This is a genomic window from Mesorhizobium sp. Arg314, assembly GCF_053714275.1.
Window position 1 is genome coordinate 48,518 of sequence record NZ_JBSKBP010000018.1, and the last position, 15,330, is coordinate 63,847.

General features: G+C 62.9%; 19 protein-coding genes. 11 read left to right on the top strand and 8 right to left on the bottom strand.

Going from position 1 to position 15,330, the window contains the following annotated elements; genetic code table 11:
• Positions 1–41: 41 nt before the first annotated feature.
• The 5 genes from ACWGS9_RS20030 (at position 42) to aat (ending at position 3,911) form a co-directional block, all read left to right on the top strand.
• Positions 42–869 (top strand): DsbA family protein, encoded by an 828-nt coding sequence (locus tag ACWGS9_RS20030; protein WP_454506862.1) that lies wholly within the window; start codon positions 42–44, stop codon positions 867–869.
• A gap of 132 nt (positions 870–1,001) precedes the next feature.
• A complete protein-coding gene (gene aroQ / locus ACWGS9_RS20035) occupies positions 1,002–1,436 on the top strand; it encodes a type II 3-dehydroquinate dehydratase (RefSeq protein ID WP_149801995.1) in 435 nt (144 codons plus the stop codon).
• A gap of 26 nt (positions 1,437–1,462) precedes the next feature.
• Positions 1,463–1,918 (top strand): acetyl-CoA carboxylase biotin carboxyl carrier protein, encoded by a 456-nt coding sequence (gene accB, locus ACWGS9_RS20040; protein ID WP_454506863.1) that lies wholly within the window; start codon positions 1,463–1,465, stop codon positions 1,916–1,918.
• Positions 1,919–1,937: 19 nt separating this feature from the next.
• A complete protein-coding gene (accC, locus tag ACWGS9_RS20045; RefSeq protein ID WP_454506864.1) occupies positions 1,938–3,281 on the top strand; it encodes an acetyl-CoA carboxylase biotin carboxylase subunit in 1,344 nt (447 codons plus the stop codon).
• Between the two features lie 12 nt (positions 3,282–3,293).
• Positions 3,294–3,911, top strand: a complete 618-nt coding sequence (gene aat, locus ACWGS9_RS20050) for a leucyl/phenylalanyl-tRNA--protein transferase (RefSeq protein ID WP_454506865.1) — start codon at positions 3,294–3,296, stop codon at positions 3,909–3,911.
• Here the strand turns inward: aat and ACWGS9_RS20055 are convergent.
• From ACWGS9_RS20055 to ACWGS9_RS20065, 3 genes are all read right to left on the bottom strand, one after another.
• The gene (locus ACWGS9_RS20055; RefSeq protein WP_454506866.1) at positions 3,902–4,288 is read right to left on the bottom strand and encodes a hypothetical protein; all 387 of its coding nucleotides are present in this window, start codon (positions 4,286–4,288) and stop codon (positions 3,902–3,904) included. The two genes, aat and ACWGS9_RS20055, sit on opposite strands and share 10 nt — an antisense overlap.
• A gap of 58 nt (positions 4,289–4,346) precedes the next feature.
• Entirely contained in the window at positions 4,347–4,901 is a 555-nt protein-coding gene (locus ACWGS9_RS20060; protein ID WP_454506867.1) for a DUF2155 domain-containing protein, read from the bottom strand.
• Positions 4,902–5,034: 133 nt separating this feature from the next.
• On the bottom strand, positions 5,035–5,433 hold the full coding sequence (locus ACWGS9_RS20065) for an NADH:ubiquinone oxidoreductase subunit NDUFA12 (protein ID WP_454506868.1): 399 nt from the start codon (positions 5,431–5,433) through the stop codon (positions 5,035–5,037).
• Positions 5,434–5,647: 214 nt separating this feature from the next.
• Here ACWGS9_RS20065 and panB point away from each other — a divergent pair, with 214 nt between their 5' ends.
• Entirely contained in the window at positions 5,648–6,487 is an 840-nt protein-coding gene (gene panB, locus ACWGS9_RS20070) for a 3-methyl-2-oxobutanoate hydroxymethyltransferase (protein ID WP_454506869.1), read from the top strand.
• Positions 6,484–7,335, top strand: a complete 852-nt coding sequence (gene panC / locus ACWGS9_RS20075) for a pantoate--beta-alanine ligase (protein ID WP_454506870.1) — start codon at positions 6,484–6,486, stop codon at positions 7,333–7,335. The genes panB and panC overlap by 4 nt, the downstream gene beginning before the upstream one ends.
• 76 nt (positions 7,336–7,411) lie before the next feature.
• Here the strand turns inward: panC and ACWGS9_RS20080 are convergent, their stop codons facing one another.
• The 5 genes from ACWGS9_RS20080 to ACWGS9_RS20100 form a co-directional block, all read right to left on the bottom strand.
• On the bottom strand, positions 7,412–8,110 hold the full coding sequence (locus ACWGS9_RS20080) for an AIM24 family protein (RefSeq protein WP_454506871.1): 699 nt from the start codon (positions 8,108–8,110) through the stop codon (positions 7,412–7,414).
• Positions 8,111–8,238: 128 nt separating this feature from the next.
• Complete coding sequence (locus tag ACWGS9_RS20085; protein WP_454506872.1) at positions 8,239–8,727, bottom strand: GNAT family N-acetyltransferase; 489 nt, start codon at positions 8,725–8,727, stop codon at positions 8,239–8,241.
• A gap of 4 nt (positions 8,728–8,731) precedes the next feature.
• Entirely contained in the window at positions 8,732–10,231 is a 1,500-nt protein-coding gene (gene gatB / locus ACWGS9_RS20090) for an Asp-tRNA(Asn)/Glu-tRNA(Gln) amidotransferase subunit GatB (RefSeq protein WP_454506873.1), read from the bottom strand.
• A 115-nt stretch (positions 10,232–10,346) separates the two neighbouring features.
• Complete coding sequence (locus ACWGS9_RS20095) at positions 10,347–10,778, bottom strand: CBS domain-containing protein (RefSeq protein WP_454506874.1); 432 nt, start codon at positions 10,776–10,778, stop codon at positions 10,347–10,349.
• A 217-nt stretch (positions 10,779–10,995) separates the two neighbouring features.
• Entirely contained in the window at positions 10,996–11,733 is a 738-nt protein-coding gene (locus ACWGS9_RS20100) for a rhomboid family intramembrane serine protease (RefSeq protein WP_454506917.1), read from the bottom strand.
• A gap of 425 nt (positions 11,734–12,158) precedes the next feature.
• Between ACWGS9_RS20100 and ACWGS9_RS20105 the strand changes: the two genes are divergently transcribed.
• The 4 genes from ACWGS9_RS20105 to ACWGS9_RS20120 all read left to right on the top strand — a co-directional run bounded on the left by ACWGS9_RS20105 (position 12,159) and on the right by ACWGS9_RS20120 (position 15,311).
• Complete coding sequence (locus ACWGS9_RS20105) at positions 12,159–12,797, top strand: PAS domain-containing protein (RefSeq protein ID WP_454506875.1); 639 nt, start codon at positions 12,159–12,161, stop codon at positions 12,795–12,797.
• Positions 12,798–12,970: 173 nt separating this feature from the next.
• Entirely contained in the window at positions 12,971–13,588 is a 618-nt protein-coding gene (locus ACWGS9_RS20110; protein ID WP_320213998.1) for a PilZ domain-containing protein, read from the top strand.
• Positions 13,589–13,847: 259 nt separating this feature from the next.
• The gene (locus ACWGS9_RS20115; RefSeq protein WP_454506876.1) at positions 13,848–14,453 is read left to right on the top strand and encodes a transglutaminase-like cysteine peptidase; all 606 of its coding nucleotides are present in this window, start codon (positions 13,848–13,850) and stop codon (positions 14,451–14,453) included.
• Positions 14,454–14,732: 279 nt separating this feature from the next.
• Positions 14,733–15,311, top strand: a complete 579-nt coding sequence (locus ACWGS9_RS20120; RefSeq protein WP_454506877.1) for an ankyrin repeat domain-containing protein — start codon at positions 14,733–14,735, stop codon at positions 15,309–15,311.
• Positions 15,312–15,330 lie beyond the last annotated feature (19 nt).

The window sequence follows — 15,330 nt, forward strand, 5'->3', positions numbered from 1 at the left end:
GCGACAAAGGCGGACCGGAACAGGCAAAAGGAACGACGATCATGAACAAGGCAATCCTGCTTGGCAGTGCTGGCGGTCTGGCGGTGGCGCTCGGCATGTTGGCCTTCGGTTTCGTGGCGGGAAATCCGCAGGCAGCGAAGGCCGATACCGTGCAAGTGGCTCAAGTCACGTCCTCGACCGACACCAAGGCCTCCGCCGACACCAAGATTGATCGAAAGGAGGTCGAAGGCATCATCCGCGATTATCTCTTGAAGAATCCGGAAGTTCTGCTCGAGGTGCAGGACGCGCTCGAGGCCAAGCAGAAAGAGGAGCAGCGGCTCGCCGCGCTCGGCGTCATCAAGGATTCCAAGAACGAGATCTTCAACTCCACCTTCGACGGGGTGGTCGGAAATCCGAAGGGCAAGGTCACGATCGTCGAGTTCTACGACTACAATTGCGGCTTCTGCAAACGCGCCATCGAGGACATGCAGGCGCTGACCAAGTCCGACTCAGACCTGCGCTTCGTGCTCAAGGAATTCCCGATCCTCAGCCCGGATTCGCAGAAGGCCAGCGTCGTCTCCATGGCGTTCCATCTGATGAAGCCGGAGAAATACGGCGAATTCCATACCGCGCTGCTCGGGGGCCAAGGCCGCGCCACCGAAGCGACCGCGATCAAGGTAGCGCTCTCGCTGGGCGCCGACGAAGCGACGCTGCGCGAGAAGATGAAGGATCCCCGCATCGCCGAAACGCTTTCGCGCACCTATGACCTTGCGACGAAACTGTCGATCACCGGCACGCCGTCCTATGTGGTCGGCAACGAGGTGATCTTCGGAGCGCTCGGCAAGCAGGTCCTGGCGGAAAAGATCGAAGAGGCAAAGAGCGCGCTCTAGGCGAATGCGAGTGCAAAAGCCGGCCGCTGTGGACAGCGAAAGAACGCACTTGCGCTCTTTTCGCGGGCGGCTATGCCCATTATAGAGGCCCAGTGCGCCGGCTTGGGGTCGGCGTAGAACAAGGTCGGCATATTGAAAACGATTTTCGTCCTCAACGGTCCCAATCTCAATGCGCTCGGCAAGCGCGAGCCGGGGATTTATGGCGGCAAGACGCTTGCGGCCATTGCCGAGGATTGCAAGGCGGCGGGCGCCGCGCTCGGGCTGGAGATCGATTTTCGCCAGTCCAATCATGAGGGCGACCTGGTCGACTGGATCCAGGAAGCCGGCGACAAGGCGGCAGGCATCGTCATCAACCCCGGTGCCTACAGCCATACCTCGATCGCCATCCATGACGCCATCCGCGCCATCGCGCCGCTGCCCGTCGCGGAAGTCCACCTTTCCAACATCCACGCGCGGGAGCCCTTTCGCCACGTCTCCATGGTCTCGCCGGTCGCTGTCGGCATGATCTGCGGGTTCGGGCCGCTAGGCTATACGCTTGCGCTGCAGGCACTGGCGGCACGCCTGTGACCGGCCCCCAAACAGAAGGCTCGAAAATGTCGATAAAAAAGACCGGTGTTGACCAGCAGTTGATCCGCGACCTGGCGGGCATTCTGAACGACACCAACCTGACCGAGATCGAGGTCGAACTCGGCGATCTCAAGGTGCGCGTCTCGCGTCAGGCGCAGGCCATCCATGCGGTTGCCGCGCCGCTGCCCGCGATCGCCGCCGGTCCCGTAGGCGCGGCGGTTCAGCCGGCCGCGGCCGCCGATCCGTCCAAGAACGCCGTGCCCTCGCCGATGGTCGGCACGGCCTATCTGGCGCCCTCGCCCGACGCCAAGCCATTCGTCGAGATCGGCCAGAAGGTGAAGGAAGGCCAGACGCTGCTCATCATCGAAGCGATGAAGACGATGAACCCGATCCCCTCGCCGCGCGCAGGCACGGTGACGGCGATCCTCATCGAGGATGCCCAACCGGTCGAGTACGGCATGCCGCTGGTGGTCCTTGAGTAAAGCCGGTAACAGCCAAGAGATGTTCCAGAAGATCCTCATCGCCAATCGCGGCGAAATCGCCCTGAGGGTGCTGCGCGCCTGCAAGGAGCTCGGCATCCAGACGGTGGTGGTCCATTCGACGGCGGATTCCGACGCCATGCATGTGCGGCTTGCCGACGAGAGCGTCTGCATCGGCCCGCCGCCCTCGCGTGAAAGCTACCTCAACATCCACCAGATCGTCGCTGCCTGCGAGATCACCGGCGCCGACGCCGTGCATCCGGGTTACGGCTTCTTGTCGGAAAACGCCAAGTTCGCCGACATCCTCGCCGCCCACAACATCACCTTCATCGGCCCGTCGGGTGACCATATCCGCATCATGGGCGACAAGATCGAGGCCAAGCGCACGGCAAAGCGGCTCGGCATCCCCGTGGTGCCCGGATCCGACGGCGCGATCAGCGACGAGAAGGAAGCCAAGCGCGTCGCCGCCGATATCGGCTATCCGGTGATCATCAAGGCCTCCGCCGGCGGCGGTGGCCGCGGCATGAAGGTGGCGCGCACCGAAGCCGATCTTGAAGTCGCGTTGCAGACCGCCAAATCGGAAGCGGGCGCTGCCTTCGGTGACGACGCCGTCTATATCGAGAAGTATCTGGAGAAGCCGCGCCATATCGAGGTGCAGGTGTTCGGCGACGGCGCCGGTCGCGGCGTGCATTTCGGCGAGCGCGACTGCTCACTGCAGCGTCGTCACCAGAAGGTCTGGGAGGAAGCCAATTCACCAGCGCTCAATGCCGAGGAGCGTTCGCGCATCGGCGGCATCTGCGCCACGGCGATTGCCGATCTCGGTTATTCGGGTGCCGGCACGATCGAATTCCTCTATGAGAATGGCGAGTTCTATTTCATCGAAATGAACACGCGCCTGCAGGTCGAGCATCCGGTGACCGAGGCGATCACCGGCATCGACCTCGTGCATGAGCAGATCCGCGTCGCTTCGGGCGGCGGGCTGTCGGTCAGGCAGGAAGACATCAAGTTCAACGGTCATGCCATCGAGTGCCGCATCAACGCCGAGGATCCGCGCACCTTCACGCCCTCGCCCGGCACGATCACGCATTTCCACACGCCCGGCGGCCTTGGCATCCGCGTCGATTCCGGCGTCTATTCGGGCTACAGGATCCCGCCCTATTATGACAGCCTGATCGGCAAGCTGATCGTGCACGGTCGCAACCGCGTCGAATGCATGATGCGGCTGCGCCGCGCGCTTGACGAATTCGTCGTCGACGGCATCAAGACAACGCTGCCGCTGTTCCGGGACCTTGTCGGCAATCCCGACATCGCCAATGGCGACTACGATATCCACTGGCTGGAAAAATACCTGGCCAAGGGTGAATAGCACGGGGATGCGATGACCCGCCCCTACGCGCCAGGCTATCGCATACCGACCGACCTGCTGCTCAGGGCTTACGCTTCGGGCGTCTTCCCGATGGCCGAGAGCGCCAACGACCCGGAAGTGTTCTGGGTGCGGCCGGAAACGCGCGGCATCATTCCGCTGGACGGGTTCCACACACCGCGCAGCCTCAAGAAGACGATCCGCAAGCATCCGTTCGACATCCGCTACGATTTCGATTTCGAGGCGACAATCGACGGCTGCGCCGAAACGCGCGAGGAGCGCCGCTCGACCTGGATCAACGCGCCGATCCGCGAAGCCTATGTCGAGCTCTATCGCCTGGGCCATTGCCATTCGGTCGAAGCCTGGCGCGAGGACCGGCTGGTCGGCGGCCTTTACGGCGTCTCGCTCGGACGCGTGTTCTTCGGCGAAAGCATGTTCGCCAGGGAGACCGACGCTTCGAAGACCTGTCTTTACCATCTCGTCGAACGGCTGAAGGCGCGTGGCTTCGCGCTGCTCGACACGCAGTTCACCACCGAGCATTTGAAGCGCTTCGGCGCCGTCGACGTGCCGCGCGGCCAGTATGAGAAGCTGCTGGCCGAGGCGCTGAAGGGCGAGGCCGTCTTCTACCCTTGAGCCTCAGTCTCCAACGGCGTCTGAGCATGGAACATCATCTTCCAGCCGTCGGCGCGATGGACATAGCCCGTGCTGACCAACGCCGCATAGGGCTCGCCCTTCTCGCGCGTCGCACGCGCCTCGTAGGTCAGCACGACAATGTCGCTGCCGGGTTCGACCATGCCCTTCAGCTTGATGTTGAGACCACGCCAGCGGTTGGGCTTGCTGGCCGTCTCCGCCAATTCGGCATTGGTCATCGCCTTGGCCATCTGCGGAAAAGCAACCAGGCATTCCGTATCGGCGTTGGCTTCATAATAGGCAGAATCGCCGGTCCAGAAGCCTCTCTCGATATCGAGAAGCTCCTCCGTGTTGGCGGTAATCGGCTTCTTGGTGGTCATCGCGGAATCCTCCTCGCCTTGCCGATTGGAACGGCTCAGGGGCGGGCAGGTTCCGAGATCAGTTGGCGGTGGCGGGCTCGTCGCCGCTCGGCTCGGGCGCTGCGTCGGCCGGTTGCGCCGGAGCCTTGGGCTTGGCGGCATCGGTCTTCGGCTTGGCCGTATCGGCCTTGGCCGCGGTCGGCGGCGGCACATCCGACTTCTGCTTGCAGCCCTTGAGCCAGACGTCATAGACGGCGTGCTCGACGGCGTTGAGGCCGGGACTTTCGGCAAACATCCAGCCGGTGAAGATGCGGCGGATCTTGCGGTCAAGCGTGATCTCGTCGACCTCGACGAAGGAATCGGTCTTGGGCTGTTCCGTATCGGGCCGCGAATAGCAGACGCGCGGCGTTACCTGCAGAGCGCCGAACTGCACGGTCTCGTCGACATAGACATCGAAGGTGATGATGCGGCCGGTGATCTTGTCGATGCCGGCGAACTCGGCCACCGGATTGGTGATGCGTTCGGCGGCCGGAGGCGCGGCCGGCGCCTGCGCGGCGGCGAAGACCGCTGTCGAGGCAACCAGAATGGATGTCGCCGCGATCAACGCCTTTGAAATTTGGCCAAAAGAACTCATGCAAATACCGGTGGTTGTGCCCGGGTGATTCTTCAATGCCCAAGGCTAATCATGGCTGCGCAGTCAGCAAGCAGCTAAATGCCAATTGTGGCGATAAAGGACCGAAGCGGCGCCTTAGATTATGATCCGGGGACTACGATCCGGGCGTCCAGGCGTCGTAATCGCCAGTCACCTGCGGGCGATGCTGGTTGGTCAGGATCGAACCCTTCGGCCGATAGGCCGACGGTGTTCCGGTCGGATTCGCCTGATGCGGCTTCTGCCATTCACGCGGCTTGTAGCCTTCGCTGGAGGGGGCCGCGTCGACGCGATGATGGATCCAGCCATGCCAGCCGGGCGGGATCTTCGAGGCTTCCGAATAGTCGCGATAGATGACCCAGCGGCGGGTGCGGCCTTCCGAATCGATGCCGCCCTCATAGTAGACGTTGCCGGCTTCGTCCTCGCCGACCCGCTTGCCGAAGCGCCAGGTGTGGAAGCGGGTGCCGAGCGTCTGGCTGTTCCACCAGGTGAAAAACTGCAGCAGGAAAGTTTTCATCCAGATCCTCGCGGCGGCAGCGGCTGCGCCTTTCTCCTGCTTATGGCGTTCCGCCACCGCGAAGGCAAGGGTTTTGCCATGGTGCGCGTATAAACGCTTCGTGCGCTAAATCGATACAGCCGTGCCGCCAGCCACAGCGCGGCTTGCCAAGCGCTGCCTGTCTTTCTAAAGCTCGGCCAGCCCGTTTCGGGCGCGCCCTTGAGGGAGGTGACGATTGACCCGGGATCCGTCCGCCGACAACCGGATCAACGCCGAAGACATTCGCCGCCGCAAGGGCGGCGTGCCGATCGTCTGCCTCACTGCCTACACCTACCCCATAGCTCGCCTGCTCGACCCGCATGTCGACCTGCTCCTGGTCGGCGACAGCGTCGCCATGGTCCTGCATGGCCACGCCACGACGCTCGGCGCGTCGCTGGAGATGATGATCGCCCACGGCCAGGCCGTGATGCGCGGCTCGGCCAAAGCCTGCGTCGTGGTCGACATGCCGGCCGGCAGCTATGAGGCCTCACCGGCCCAGGCCGCGACGTCTGCGAGGCGTATCGCCGAGGAAACAGGATGCCAGGCCGTGAAGCTCGAAGGCGGCGTCGACATGGCCGCCCAGATCGCGGCGATCGTCACGGAAGGAATACCGGTGATGGGCCATATCGGCCTGCAGCCGCAGTCGGTGGAGAAGGACGGCGGCTACAAGATCAAGGGCCGGACGCAGGACAATATCGCTGCCCTCTTCCGCGATGCCGAAGCGGTCGAAAAAGCCGGCGCCTTCTCCGTCGTCATAGAGGGCACGATGGAGGCCGTGGCTGCCAGGCTGACCCATCACATTTCCATACCGACCATCGGTATCGGCGCCAGTGCCGACTGCGACGGCCAGATCCTGGTGATCGACGACATGGTCGGCATGACCGTCGACCGCGTGCCGAAATTCGTCAAGGAATATGCGGACTTGCGCAGCGTGATAGCGGATGCGGCGGCGCGCTACGCCGCCGAGGTGCGCAGCCGCGCCTTTCCCAGCCCCGACCACGTCTTCACGACGGCAGCCGGCAAGGACGAGACATGAACGAGCCAATCGTCGTCGTCAGCGTCACCGCCCTTCGCACGCAGGTCCGGGACTGGCGGCAGGCCGGTCTCAAGGTCGCCATGGTGCCGACCATGGGCGCGCTGCATGACGGCCACATCTCGCTGGTCAGGATCGCGCTCGAACGGGCCGAGCGCTGCGTCGTCTCGATCTTCGTCAATCCGACCCAGTTCGCGCCGACGGAAGATCTCAACAAATATCCGCGCCAGCTGGCGCGCGACCTCGACCGGTTGCGGGATGCGGGCGCGCATCTCGCCTTCACGCCGGGCGTAACGGAAATGTACCCCGCCGGCTTCGCCACCAAGATCTCGGTCGGCGGCCCCTCCTCCGGCCTCGAAACGGATTTCAGGCCGAGCTTCTTCGACGGCGTCGCGACCGTGGTGGCCAAACTCTTGCTGCAGGCGGCGCCCGATTGCGCCGTGTTCGGCGAGAAGGACTACCAGCAGCTTTGCGTCGTCAGGCAGCTCTGCCGCGATCTCGACCTCCCCGTCGAGATCATCGGCGCGCCGACCGTGCGCGACACCCATGGCCTCGCCATGTCGTCGCGCAACGCCTATCTGGGCGAAGCCGAGCTCGAAATCGCGCGCAGGCTGAATGCGGTTCTGCGCCAGACCGCGGCGGCGCTTTCGGCCGGCGCGGATGAAGCCGGCGCCACCGATGTTGCCGTAAAGGCCCTTGTCTCCGCGGGCTTCCAAAAGATCGACTACGTCGCAGCCCGCGCCGGTGTCACGCTCGGACCCTGGCAGCGGAACCGCGACGGCCGCCTGCTCGCGGCAGTCTGGCTCGGCACGACGAGGTTGATCGACAATGTGGAAATTCCCTCCACCTGATCACTTGGAGCGATGCCTTCGCATTACACCGAGAGTTCGCGGACCGCGTCGGACTTTTCGTGGAATTGCTCCGGCGCTACTCTTCCGACGGCATGTGCAGATACATCGACTGGATGCCGACGCGGCCAGGACCGGTGAAGCGGTTGACGACGAAGTTCATGTTGGCGCCGAAGAAGCCGCTGGAAAGCCGGTCGATCCTGGTGTCCATCCTGACCGAGGCATCCTTGAACAGCCAGCCGCCCGGCTCGATGTCGATGGTCTCGCCGGGCGCCAGCATCTTTTCGAAGACGTTGCCGTAGCCATGCAGCCAGACGATGCCGTCGCCGGCCTCGCCACGGAAGCGGTCGATGAAGAAGCCGCTCTGGCCGAACAGCATCGTCCCAAGGCCGCGCACGCGCTCGAAGGTGTAGTCGACGCTGGCGGTGGCGGCGAGAAACTGGTGCTCGCGCACCTGGATCTCCTCGCCGCGCCGAAGATGGATCGGCACGATATGGCCCGGGCCGTCACGGCTGAACGCGATGACGCCCGGCCCTGACGCTTCGGTGACGAAAATCTGCATGCCGGCGATCATGCGCTTCAGCGCGCCCTTCAGCGATTTCAGCCCGATCGTGATCGTGGTGTTCTTCCACAACAGGATGTGGTGCTCGAAATAGACCGGCATGTTGGTCACATCAACCGACAGCACCGGCACCAGTTCGCCGGCGACGTGATAGGTCACGCCGCCGAAAGTCTCATCCGACACCTCGGTCGGCATCAGTTCCGGCAAGCTCGGCATGGTTGTCCCCCTTGCGGGCAACGCCCTGCCTTATGGAGGGTACGGCGCCGGCGAGAGCAGCCTTGATCATCTGGATCGGCGCGATCAAATCAAAACCGCGCGATGAAATAGGGATGCTCGCCGGCGATCTAGCCGAGCCGCTTTTCCAGGATAAGCGCGGGCAATCCCGAACTGCCGCCGCAATCCGCTGTCCTGCCTACCGGCCGGAACCCGTTCGCCTCATAGAAGATGATCGCCGCGGCATTCGCCTCCTCGACCTCGAGGCGCAGCGTACGCATCTCGGGAAAACTGGCCATGACTTCGGCGAGCAGCGACTGTCCAATCCCTTGTCGTTGGCAGGCCGGATGCACGTAGAGTTGGTTCAGGAGGACTGTCTTCGGGTCGGTGGTGGCGGCGGCGAAAGCCATGCCGCCAAGCCGCTTGCCGTCGTCAGCTACCAGGAACTCGGAATTCGGCCGCGTCAGCCGTGCCTTCAGCGAGGCGATCGAATGCCAGTCGTCGGTGATCGCAGTAACCCGCTCGACGCCGTAGATGGCGTCATAGGTCGCGTGCCAGGTCTCGACCAGCAGCGCCCGGACGGCGCCCAGATCACGCTCGCTGACGGTGCGGACGAACACTGCTCTATTCGATGCCGAGCTTGGCCTTAACGAGGTCGTTGACCGCCTGCGGGTTGGCCTTGCCGCCTGTGACCTTCATCACCTGGCCGACGAACCAGCCGGCCATGGTCGGCTTGGCGCGCGCCTGCTCGGCCTTGTCCGGGTTGGCGGCGATGACCTCGTCGACCGCCTTTTCGATGGCGCCGGTGTCGGTGACCTGCTTCATGCCGCGGCTCTCGACGAGCTCGCGCGGATCGCCGCCTTCGTTCCAGACGATCTCGAACAGGTCCTTGGCGATCTTGCCGGAGATGGTGCCTTCCTTGATCAGGTCGATGACTGCACCGAGCTGCTCAGGTGAAAGCGGAGCATTTTCAATGTCCTTGCCGGCTTTGTTCAGGGCGCCGAGCAAGTCGTTGATAACCCAGTTGGCGGCGAGCTTGCCGTCGCGACCCGAAGCCACCTTCTCGAAATAGTCGGCGATCGGCTTTTCCGACACCAGCACCGAGGCGTCGTAGGTCGACAGCCCCAGCGACGAAATCAGCCGCGCCTTCTTGTCGTCGGGCAGTTCCGGCAGGTCCTTGCCGAGCGCGTCGACATAGGCCTGGTCGAACTCCAGCGGCAAAAGATCCGGATCCGGGAAGTAGCGATAGTCATGCGCTTCTTCCTTGGAGCGCAGCGAGCGCGTCTCGCCCTTGCTCGGATCGAACAGCCGCGTCTCCTGATCGATCTTGCCGCCGTCCTCGAGGATGGCGATCTGCCGGCGCGCTTCGGATTCGATCGCCTGGCCGATGAAGCGGATCGAGTTGACGTTCTTGATCTCGCAGCGCGTGCCGAAGGCGCCGCCCGGGCGCCGCACAGAGACGTTGACGTCGGCGCGCAGCGAACCCTCGTCCATGTTGCCGTCGCAAGTGCCGAGATAGCGCATGATGGTGCGCAGCTTCGTCACATAAGCCTTGGCCTCGTCGGCCGAGCGGATGTCGGGCTTGGAGACGATCTCCATCAGCGCGACGCCGGAGCGGTTGAGGTCGACATAGGACATGGTCGGATGCTGGTCATGCATCGACTTGCCGGCGTCCTGTTCCAGATGCAGGCGCTCGATGCCGACCTCGATATCCTCGAATTCGCCCTGGCGGTCGGGCCCTACCGAGACGGTCACCTTGCCTTCGCCGACGATCGGCTGCTTGAACTGCGATATCTGGTAGCCCTGCGGCAGGTCCGGATAGAAATAATTCTTCCGGTCGAAGACCGACTTGTGGTTGATCTCGGCTTTCAGCCCGAGCCCGGTGCGGATCGCCTGCTTGACGCATTCCTCGTTGATGACCGGCAGCATGCCGGGCATCGCCGCGTCGACCAGGCTGACATTGGCGTTGGGCGCCGCGCCGAATGAGGTCGAGGCGCCGGAGAAAAGCTTGGCCTCCGAGATCACTTGCGCATGCACTTCGAGCCCGACGATGATTTCCCAGTCGCCGGTGGCGCCGGGGAGCAGGCGTTTTGCGTCAGGGGTGCGGGTGTCGATGATGCTCATGGAGGCCTGCTAGCTCGCGAAACGTGACTTTCACGTCTAAAGTGAAAGTCACTCGCTAGTGCAAACCGCCCTGCGAGACAAGCGCAAAGCCGCGCGCCGTCCTTCCGCGGCCACCTCAAGCGGTGGCGATATAGGCCCTGATCTCCTCGGCTTCGCGCTCGACATCCTCGATGCGGCGCTTGACCACGTCGCCGATGGAAACGATGCCGTCGAGCATACCGCCCTTTTCCACCGGCAAATGGCGGAAGCGGCCCTTCGTCATGATCTCCATGACCTCGTTGACGGTGTGGTTCTCGTTGCAGATCTTGACCTTTGGCGTCATCGCCGAGCGCACGGCGATGTCGAGCGCGGCAGCGCCCTCCTTGGCCACCACCCGCACGATGTCGCGCTCCGAGAGAATGCCGACGATCTTGCGATCGCCATTGGTGATGACGAGCGCGCCGATCCTGTGCTCGGCCAGCATGCGAATGGCCTCGCTGAGTTTTTCATTGGGCCCGAGCGTGAACACGTCATGGCCCTTGCTTTCAAGAATTGCCTTAACCGTCATGGCGTCCTCCACTGCCTTTGACGCCGGCTCATGCCCTGACCGGCTTTCCGCCCCGGCGCCCTTAGGAAGACACCGGGTGGCTCAAAGCGCGTCGAAGCGCGCTTTAAGTTTGTGTTTTGATGCATGTCGTTCTTCCAAAACCGCTACGCACTTTTGGCTAACGTGCACTAGCAACATCGTGCGCCGTGATTGGTTGCATTTCAAGTGGAAGCGGGTCTCAGACCGCAGGCAATGGACGGTCGAAAAAGCGCAACCCGAAAAAGCCGGCGACGAAGCCGCCGATATGGGCTTCCCAAGCGATCTGGCCGTCGATACCCGGCGCGAAGCCGAGCAGACCGGTAGCCAGATTTATGAGCATCCAGACGCCCAGAAAGGTCATGACGCCGCGCGAGCGCAAAACGGCCGCGATCGGCAAGGGTTCGCCGGAGAAGGCCGCCGTGCCAGACGAGCGGTCGACGTGGAAGCCATAGCGCGCCGCCGCGCCCATCATTCCTGAAATGGCGCCGGACGCGCCGACCAGCGGTACCTCGCCAAGCGGATGGAGCGCCCAGAAGAGTGCGACCGAGGCGAGGCTCGTCATGGCGAAGAACAATGCGAAGCGAAGTGTGCCAAATCGATTGGCCAAAGGCGAGCCAAAGGCGGCAAGCCAGACCATGTTGATCAACAGATGAGCCACGCCGCCATGCAGGAACGCGTAGGTGAAGGGACTGGAAAAGGCATAGAAATCAATGTCGTATCGGCCGGAATAGCGAATGGGGACGAAGGCCGCTCGAACAAGCAGCGCAAAGTCCTGAGCGTCGGTGAGCAGGTAGACGCGCACCAGATGGACCGCCACGCAAATGCCGATCACCGCCAGCACCGCAGGCGGCAGGTTGAACACCGGCTCGCGACGAAGCGGCTCGGGAGCCTCATCCGGCAGCGGTTCGTTTTCAGTCGGGCTTACCGGTTCGCTCATGCGCCTTTGCGGGTCTCGGACTCGGGGTTTTCGGCGAGCATGTAGATCACGCCCGTTCGAATCACAAACAGCCAATCGCCACAGCCGCCGAGCGGAAAGGGAGCGAATCAGACCGGGACGAATCAAAAAGAAGGCCGTCCAGGATTTCCCTGAACGGCCGGTCGAGTCCCCTGATCCCCATAAACTCGCGACTGAAGTGCTGCCGATCGCTGCGAGAACGACCGTTTTGGAGTGGTTTTGATGTGCCACAGGCTTCAGCGGCGCGCAATGTAAACCAGTTGTTAACCTTAACGACCCCGAGGCGTGAACAAACGTTAACGATACTGGCACGCATCCTGCTCCGCACCGCATGAAGGTCATCGGAGGGCGCCCTGTCTGTTCGCCGATGGGACATCAAAAGACAGATTGTGCGGAGCGGAACGGAAATGAATGAAAAAGGATCGGTCGCGCTGTTCCAATATTGGAACCGGCTGCGTGATGGTCGCCTCGCCCCGAAGCGATCGGAGGTGGAGCCGGCTGACATCAAGTCGCTTTTGGCCGACACATTCATCCTCGAGCGCGATACGCGTGGCGAAGCGGTGTTCCGGCTGGCCGGCACAAGGCTCTGCGCCTATTACGGCCGCGAGCTCAAAGGCTTCTCCTTTCCGTCGCTCTGGCGCGAGAAGGACCAGCGGCTGGTGTCGCGGCTCATGCAGGGCGTCTTTCATCAGAAATCAGTCCTGCTCATGACTTATGAGGGGTTCAGCCGCAGCGGCCGCTCCAACAAATTCGAGCTCCTGGCGCTGCCGCTGGACGGAGGCGCCGAGAACCCGCGCTGCCTCGGCATCATCAGCACCGCCGACAAGCCGTTCTGGCTGGGCGCCGACCCGCTCGCCGATGCGCTCATCGACACGATCCGGGTGATAGATCCCGACAAGGAGCCGATGTTCCTGAAGAACCGGCCGGCGATCGAGGTTCCCTCGCTCGTTCCGTCCGAATTCGATCCGCCGGAAACCATTTCGGCGCTCGGCCGCGTGCGCCGCATCCGCCATCTCGTCGTCCTCGATGGCGGGCGTCATGAATGAGCTCGGCCGCGCGCGGCTTTTGCCTCGCTCGCGGCTGGTTTTTCCCCCTTTTACCAGCCTCCCGGCTTAGGCTTTCGTGGCCGACTTTTCCCGTTTGTTAACCTGCTTCGCTGTAGTTTTTGGGTGAAATTCCTCGCATCGTCGCGGGGAATGCCAACGGGGTGTAGGCAGTCATGAGGTCAGCGGCGGTAGAATATGCGCCGTCACGAGCTGAGCGGCGTAACTTTCAGCGTGTCCGGGTCAAGATTTACGGGCGTTTCATGCTGGAAGACCGCACCGAGCATCCATGCCAGGTGATCGATATGTCACCCGGCAATGTTGCGCTGCGTACTGATCGCATCGGCATGCCGGGCGAGAAGGTCATCGCCTATATCGATCATATCGGTCGCGTCGAAGGCGTCGTGACGCGCACGTCGCAGGACGGTTTCGCCATGACCGTCATCGCCTCCGATCGCAAGAAGGACAAGCTTGCCGCGCAGCTCACCTGGCTTGCCAACAAGCATGAACTCGACCTGCCCGAAGATCGTCGCCACGAGCGCGTGGCGCCACGCAATCCGATGAGCGTCCTGCAGCTCACCGACGGGCGCCAGTATCAGTGCCGCATCATCGACCTGTCGCTTTCCGGCGCAGCGATCGAGATCGACGTCAAGCCGGCGATCGGCATCCAGGTCATGCTCGGAACGATGCGCGGCCAGGTGGTGCGCCATTTCGAAGATGGCGTCGCCATAGAGTTCGCCGTCATCCAGCGGCCGGAAACCCTGGATCAGGAATTCAACGCGCCGCGGTCCTGACACGACCGCACCGCAGGCGCGAAGCAAACCGGCCGTTAACGGCCGGTTTTTTGTTGCCTGGCTTTTGGCGGACCGGACGCAGACCGCAGGCGCGCCATCAGGACCTCATGCGAGCCGCGTAAAAACTGAATAATCCGGGATCGCGATAGTTCAACTTTTATGTTTATTCTATTGGCGTTTTACTCAATGTCTACTTCGGGTTTTTGCGTCAAATAAATCCCAACGTGGCACAGTCTTCTCAAACGGGGAGACTACCACAATGAAAATGACGAGGGGCAAGCTGTTGCTCTTGGCAATGGCGATGCAGCTTTCCGCGTGGGGAACGGCAAGCGCAGCACCGGCTTTCATGCATACGGGTGGCCGCACCACCCAGCCAGTCGGTCACTACGATTTCTGTCAGCGCATCCCGGTCGAATGCAACGAGCGGACACCGAGGGGAACTCCTGTCGAGCTGACGCGCAAACTGTGGGCGACGATCGTCAACGTCAACAATTCGGTCAACACCCGTGTCAAGCCGCGCACCGACATGGAGATCTACGGTGTCGAGGAATACTGGGCCTATCCCGATAAGGGCGTTGGCGACTGCGAGGACTACGCGCTGGAGAAGCGCCGCGAGCTGATGGCGGCCGGCGTCCCGGCCGGCAATTTGTTGATGACGGTGGTGCGCCAGCCGAACGGCGACGGCCATGCCGTGCTGACCGTGCGCACCAGCCTCGGCGAATTCATCCTCGACAATCTCGAGCCGAAAGTGCTCGCCTGGAACGATACGGTCTACACCTATCTCAAGCGTCAATCGAGTGAGAATTCGGGCGTTTGGGTCACCATCAACGACGGCCGCGACGACGCCGTCGCCAGCGTCCGCTAGGACGCGAGAGCATGTCGCCCTTCAGCGCATGGCGGTTTAGGGCAGAGGCATGCATGAAGCGGTCAAGCGCGCCGCATTGATGCGGCGCGCTTAGGGAGAAAGCCCGGTCGAGTCCCCACCCTCCCCGTCCCCAACGACCGGGTTTTAGGAGCCGGCCCCTGTCCCCGGGGCCGGCTCCGCTATTTCTGGCCGAGCCTGTCGAGGGTCAACGGATCGGCTCCGTCCTGCTGAGGCGCGATCGGCCCGCAGGCCTTCCGAACCGGGGCGGATGGGAGCAGTATGGCCCGTTCGTTGCGGATGAAGGCCATGCTGGAAGTCCCTGAGGATCGCGGTGCCCGCCACTTGTTGTTCAAAGCCATAGACGACGCCTTCAAGGCGGGCGACTTCGACGGCCTTGGCAGGTTGCTCGGCGGTTCAGTGCGCTGGTTCGACGAGAGGATGCCGTTCGAGCTCGGCCTTGGCCATCCGCTGGAATATGCGATCTACTGGAGCCCGGCCCCGTTCATCACCGCCTTGCTCGATGCCGGCTCGAACCCGAATTATCAGGATCCTGCCGGATTTCCCTCGATCATTGCCGCGTTGTCGACGGAACGGCCGGACCGGCTGGACGTCATTCGTATCCTGCTCGAGCATGGCGCCGACCCCGATATGCGTGGCGTGAACGATTGGACGCCGCTGCACTATGCGGTGTCCCGGCGTGACACTGACGCGATCCGCGTGCTGCTCCTCTCAGGCGCGGACCCGTCGCTGAGGACCCGCATCGACGACTATGAAACGGCGCTGGAAGGCGCGGAGCAGGCCGGCTTCGACGCCGGCGCTTCCCTGCTGCGTGAAGCGATGGACAGCCGCCGCGCGTGATGGTGCGCGAAGCAGCTCG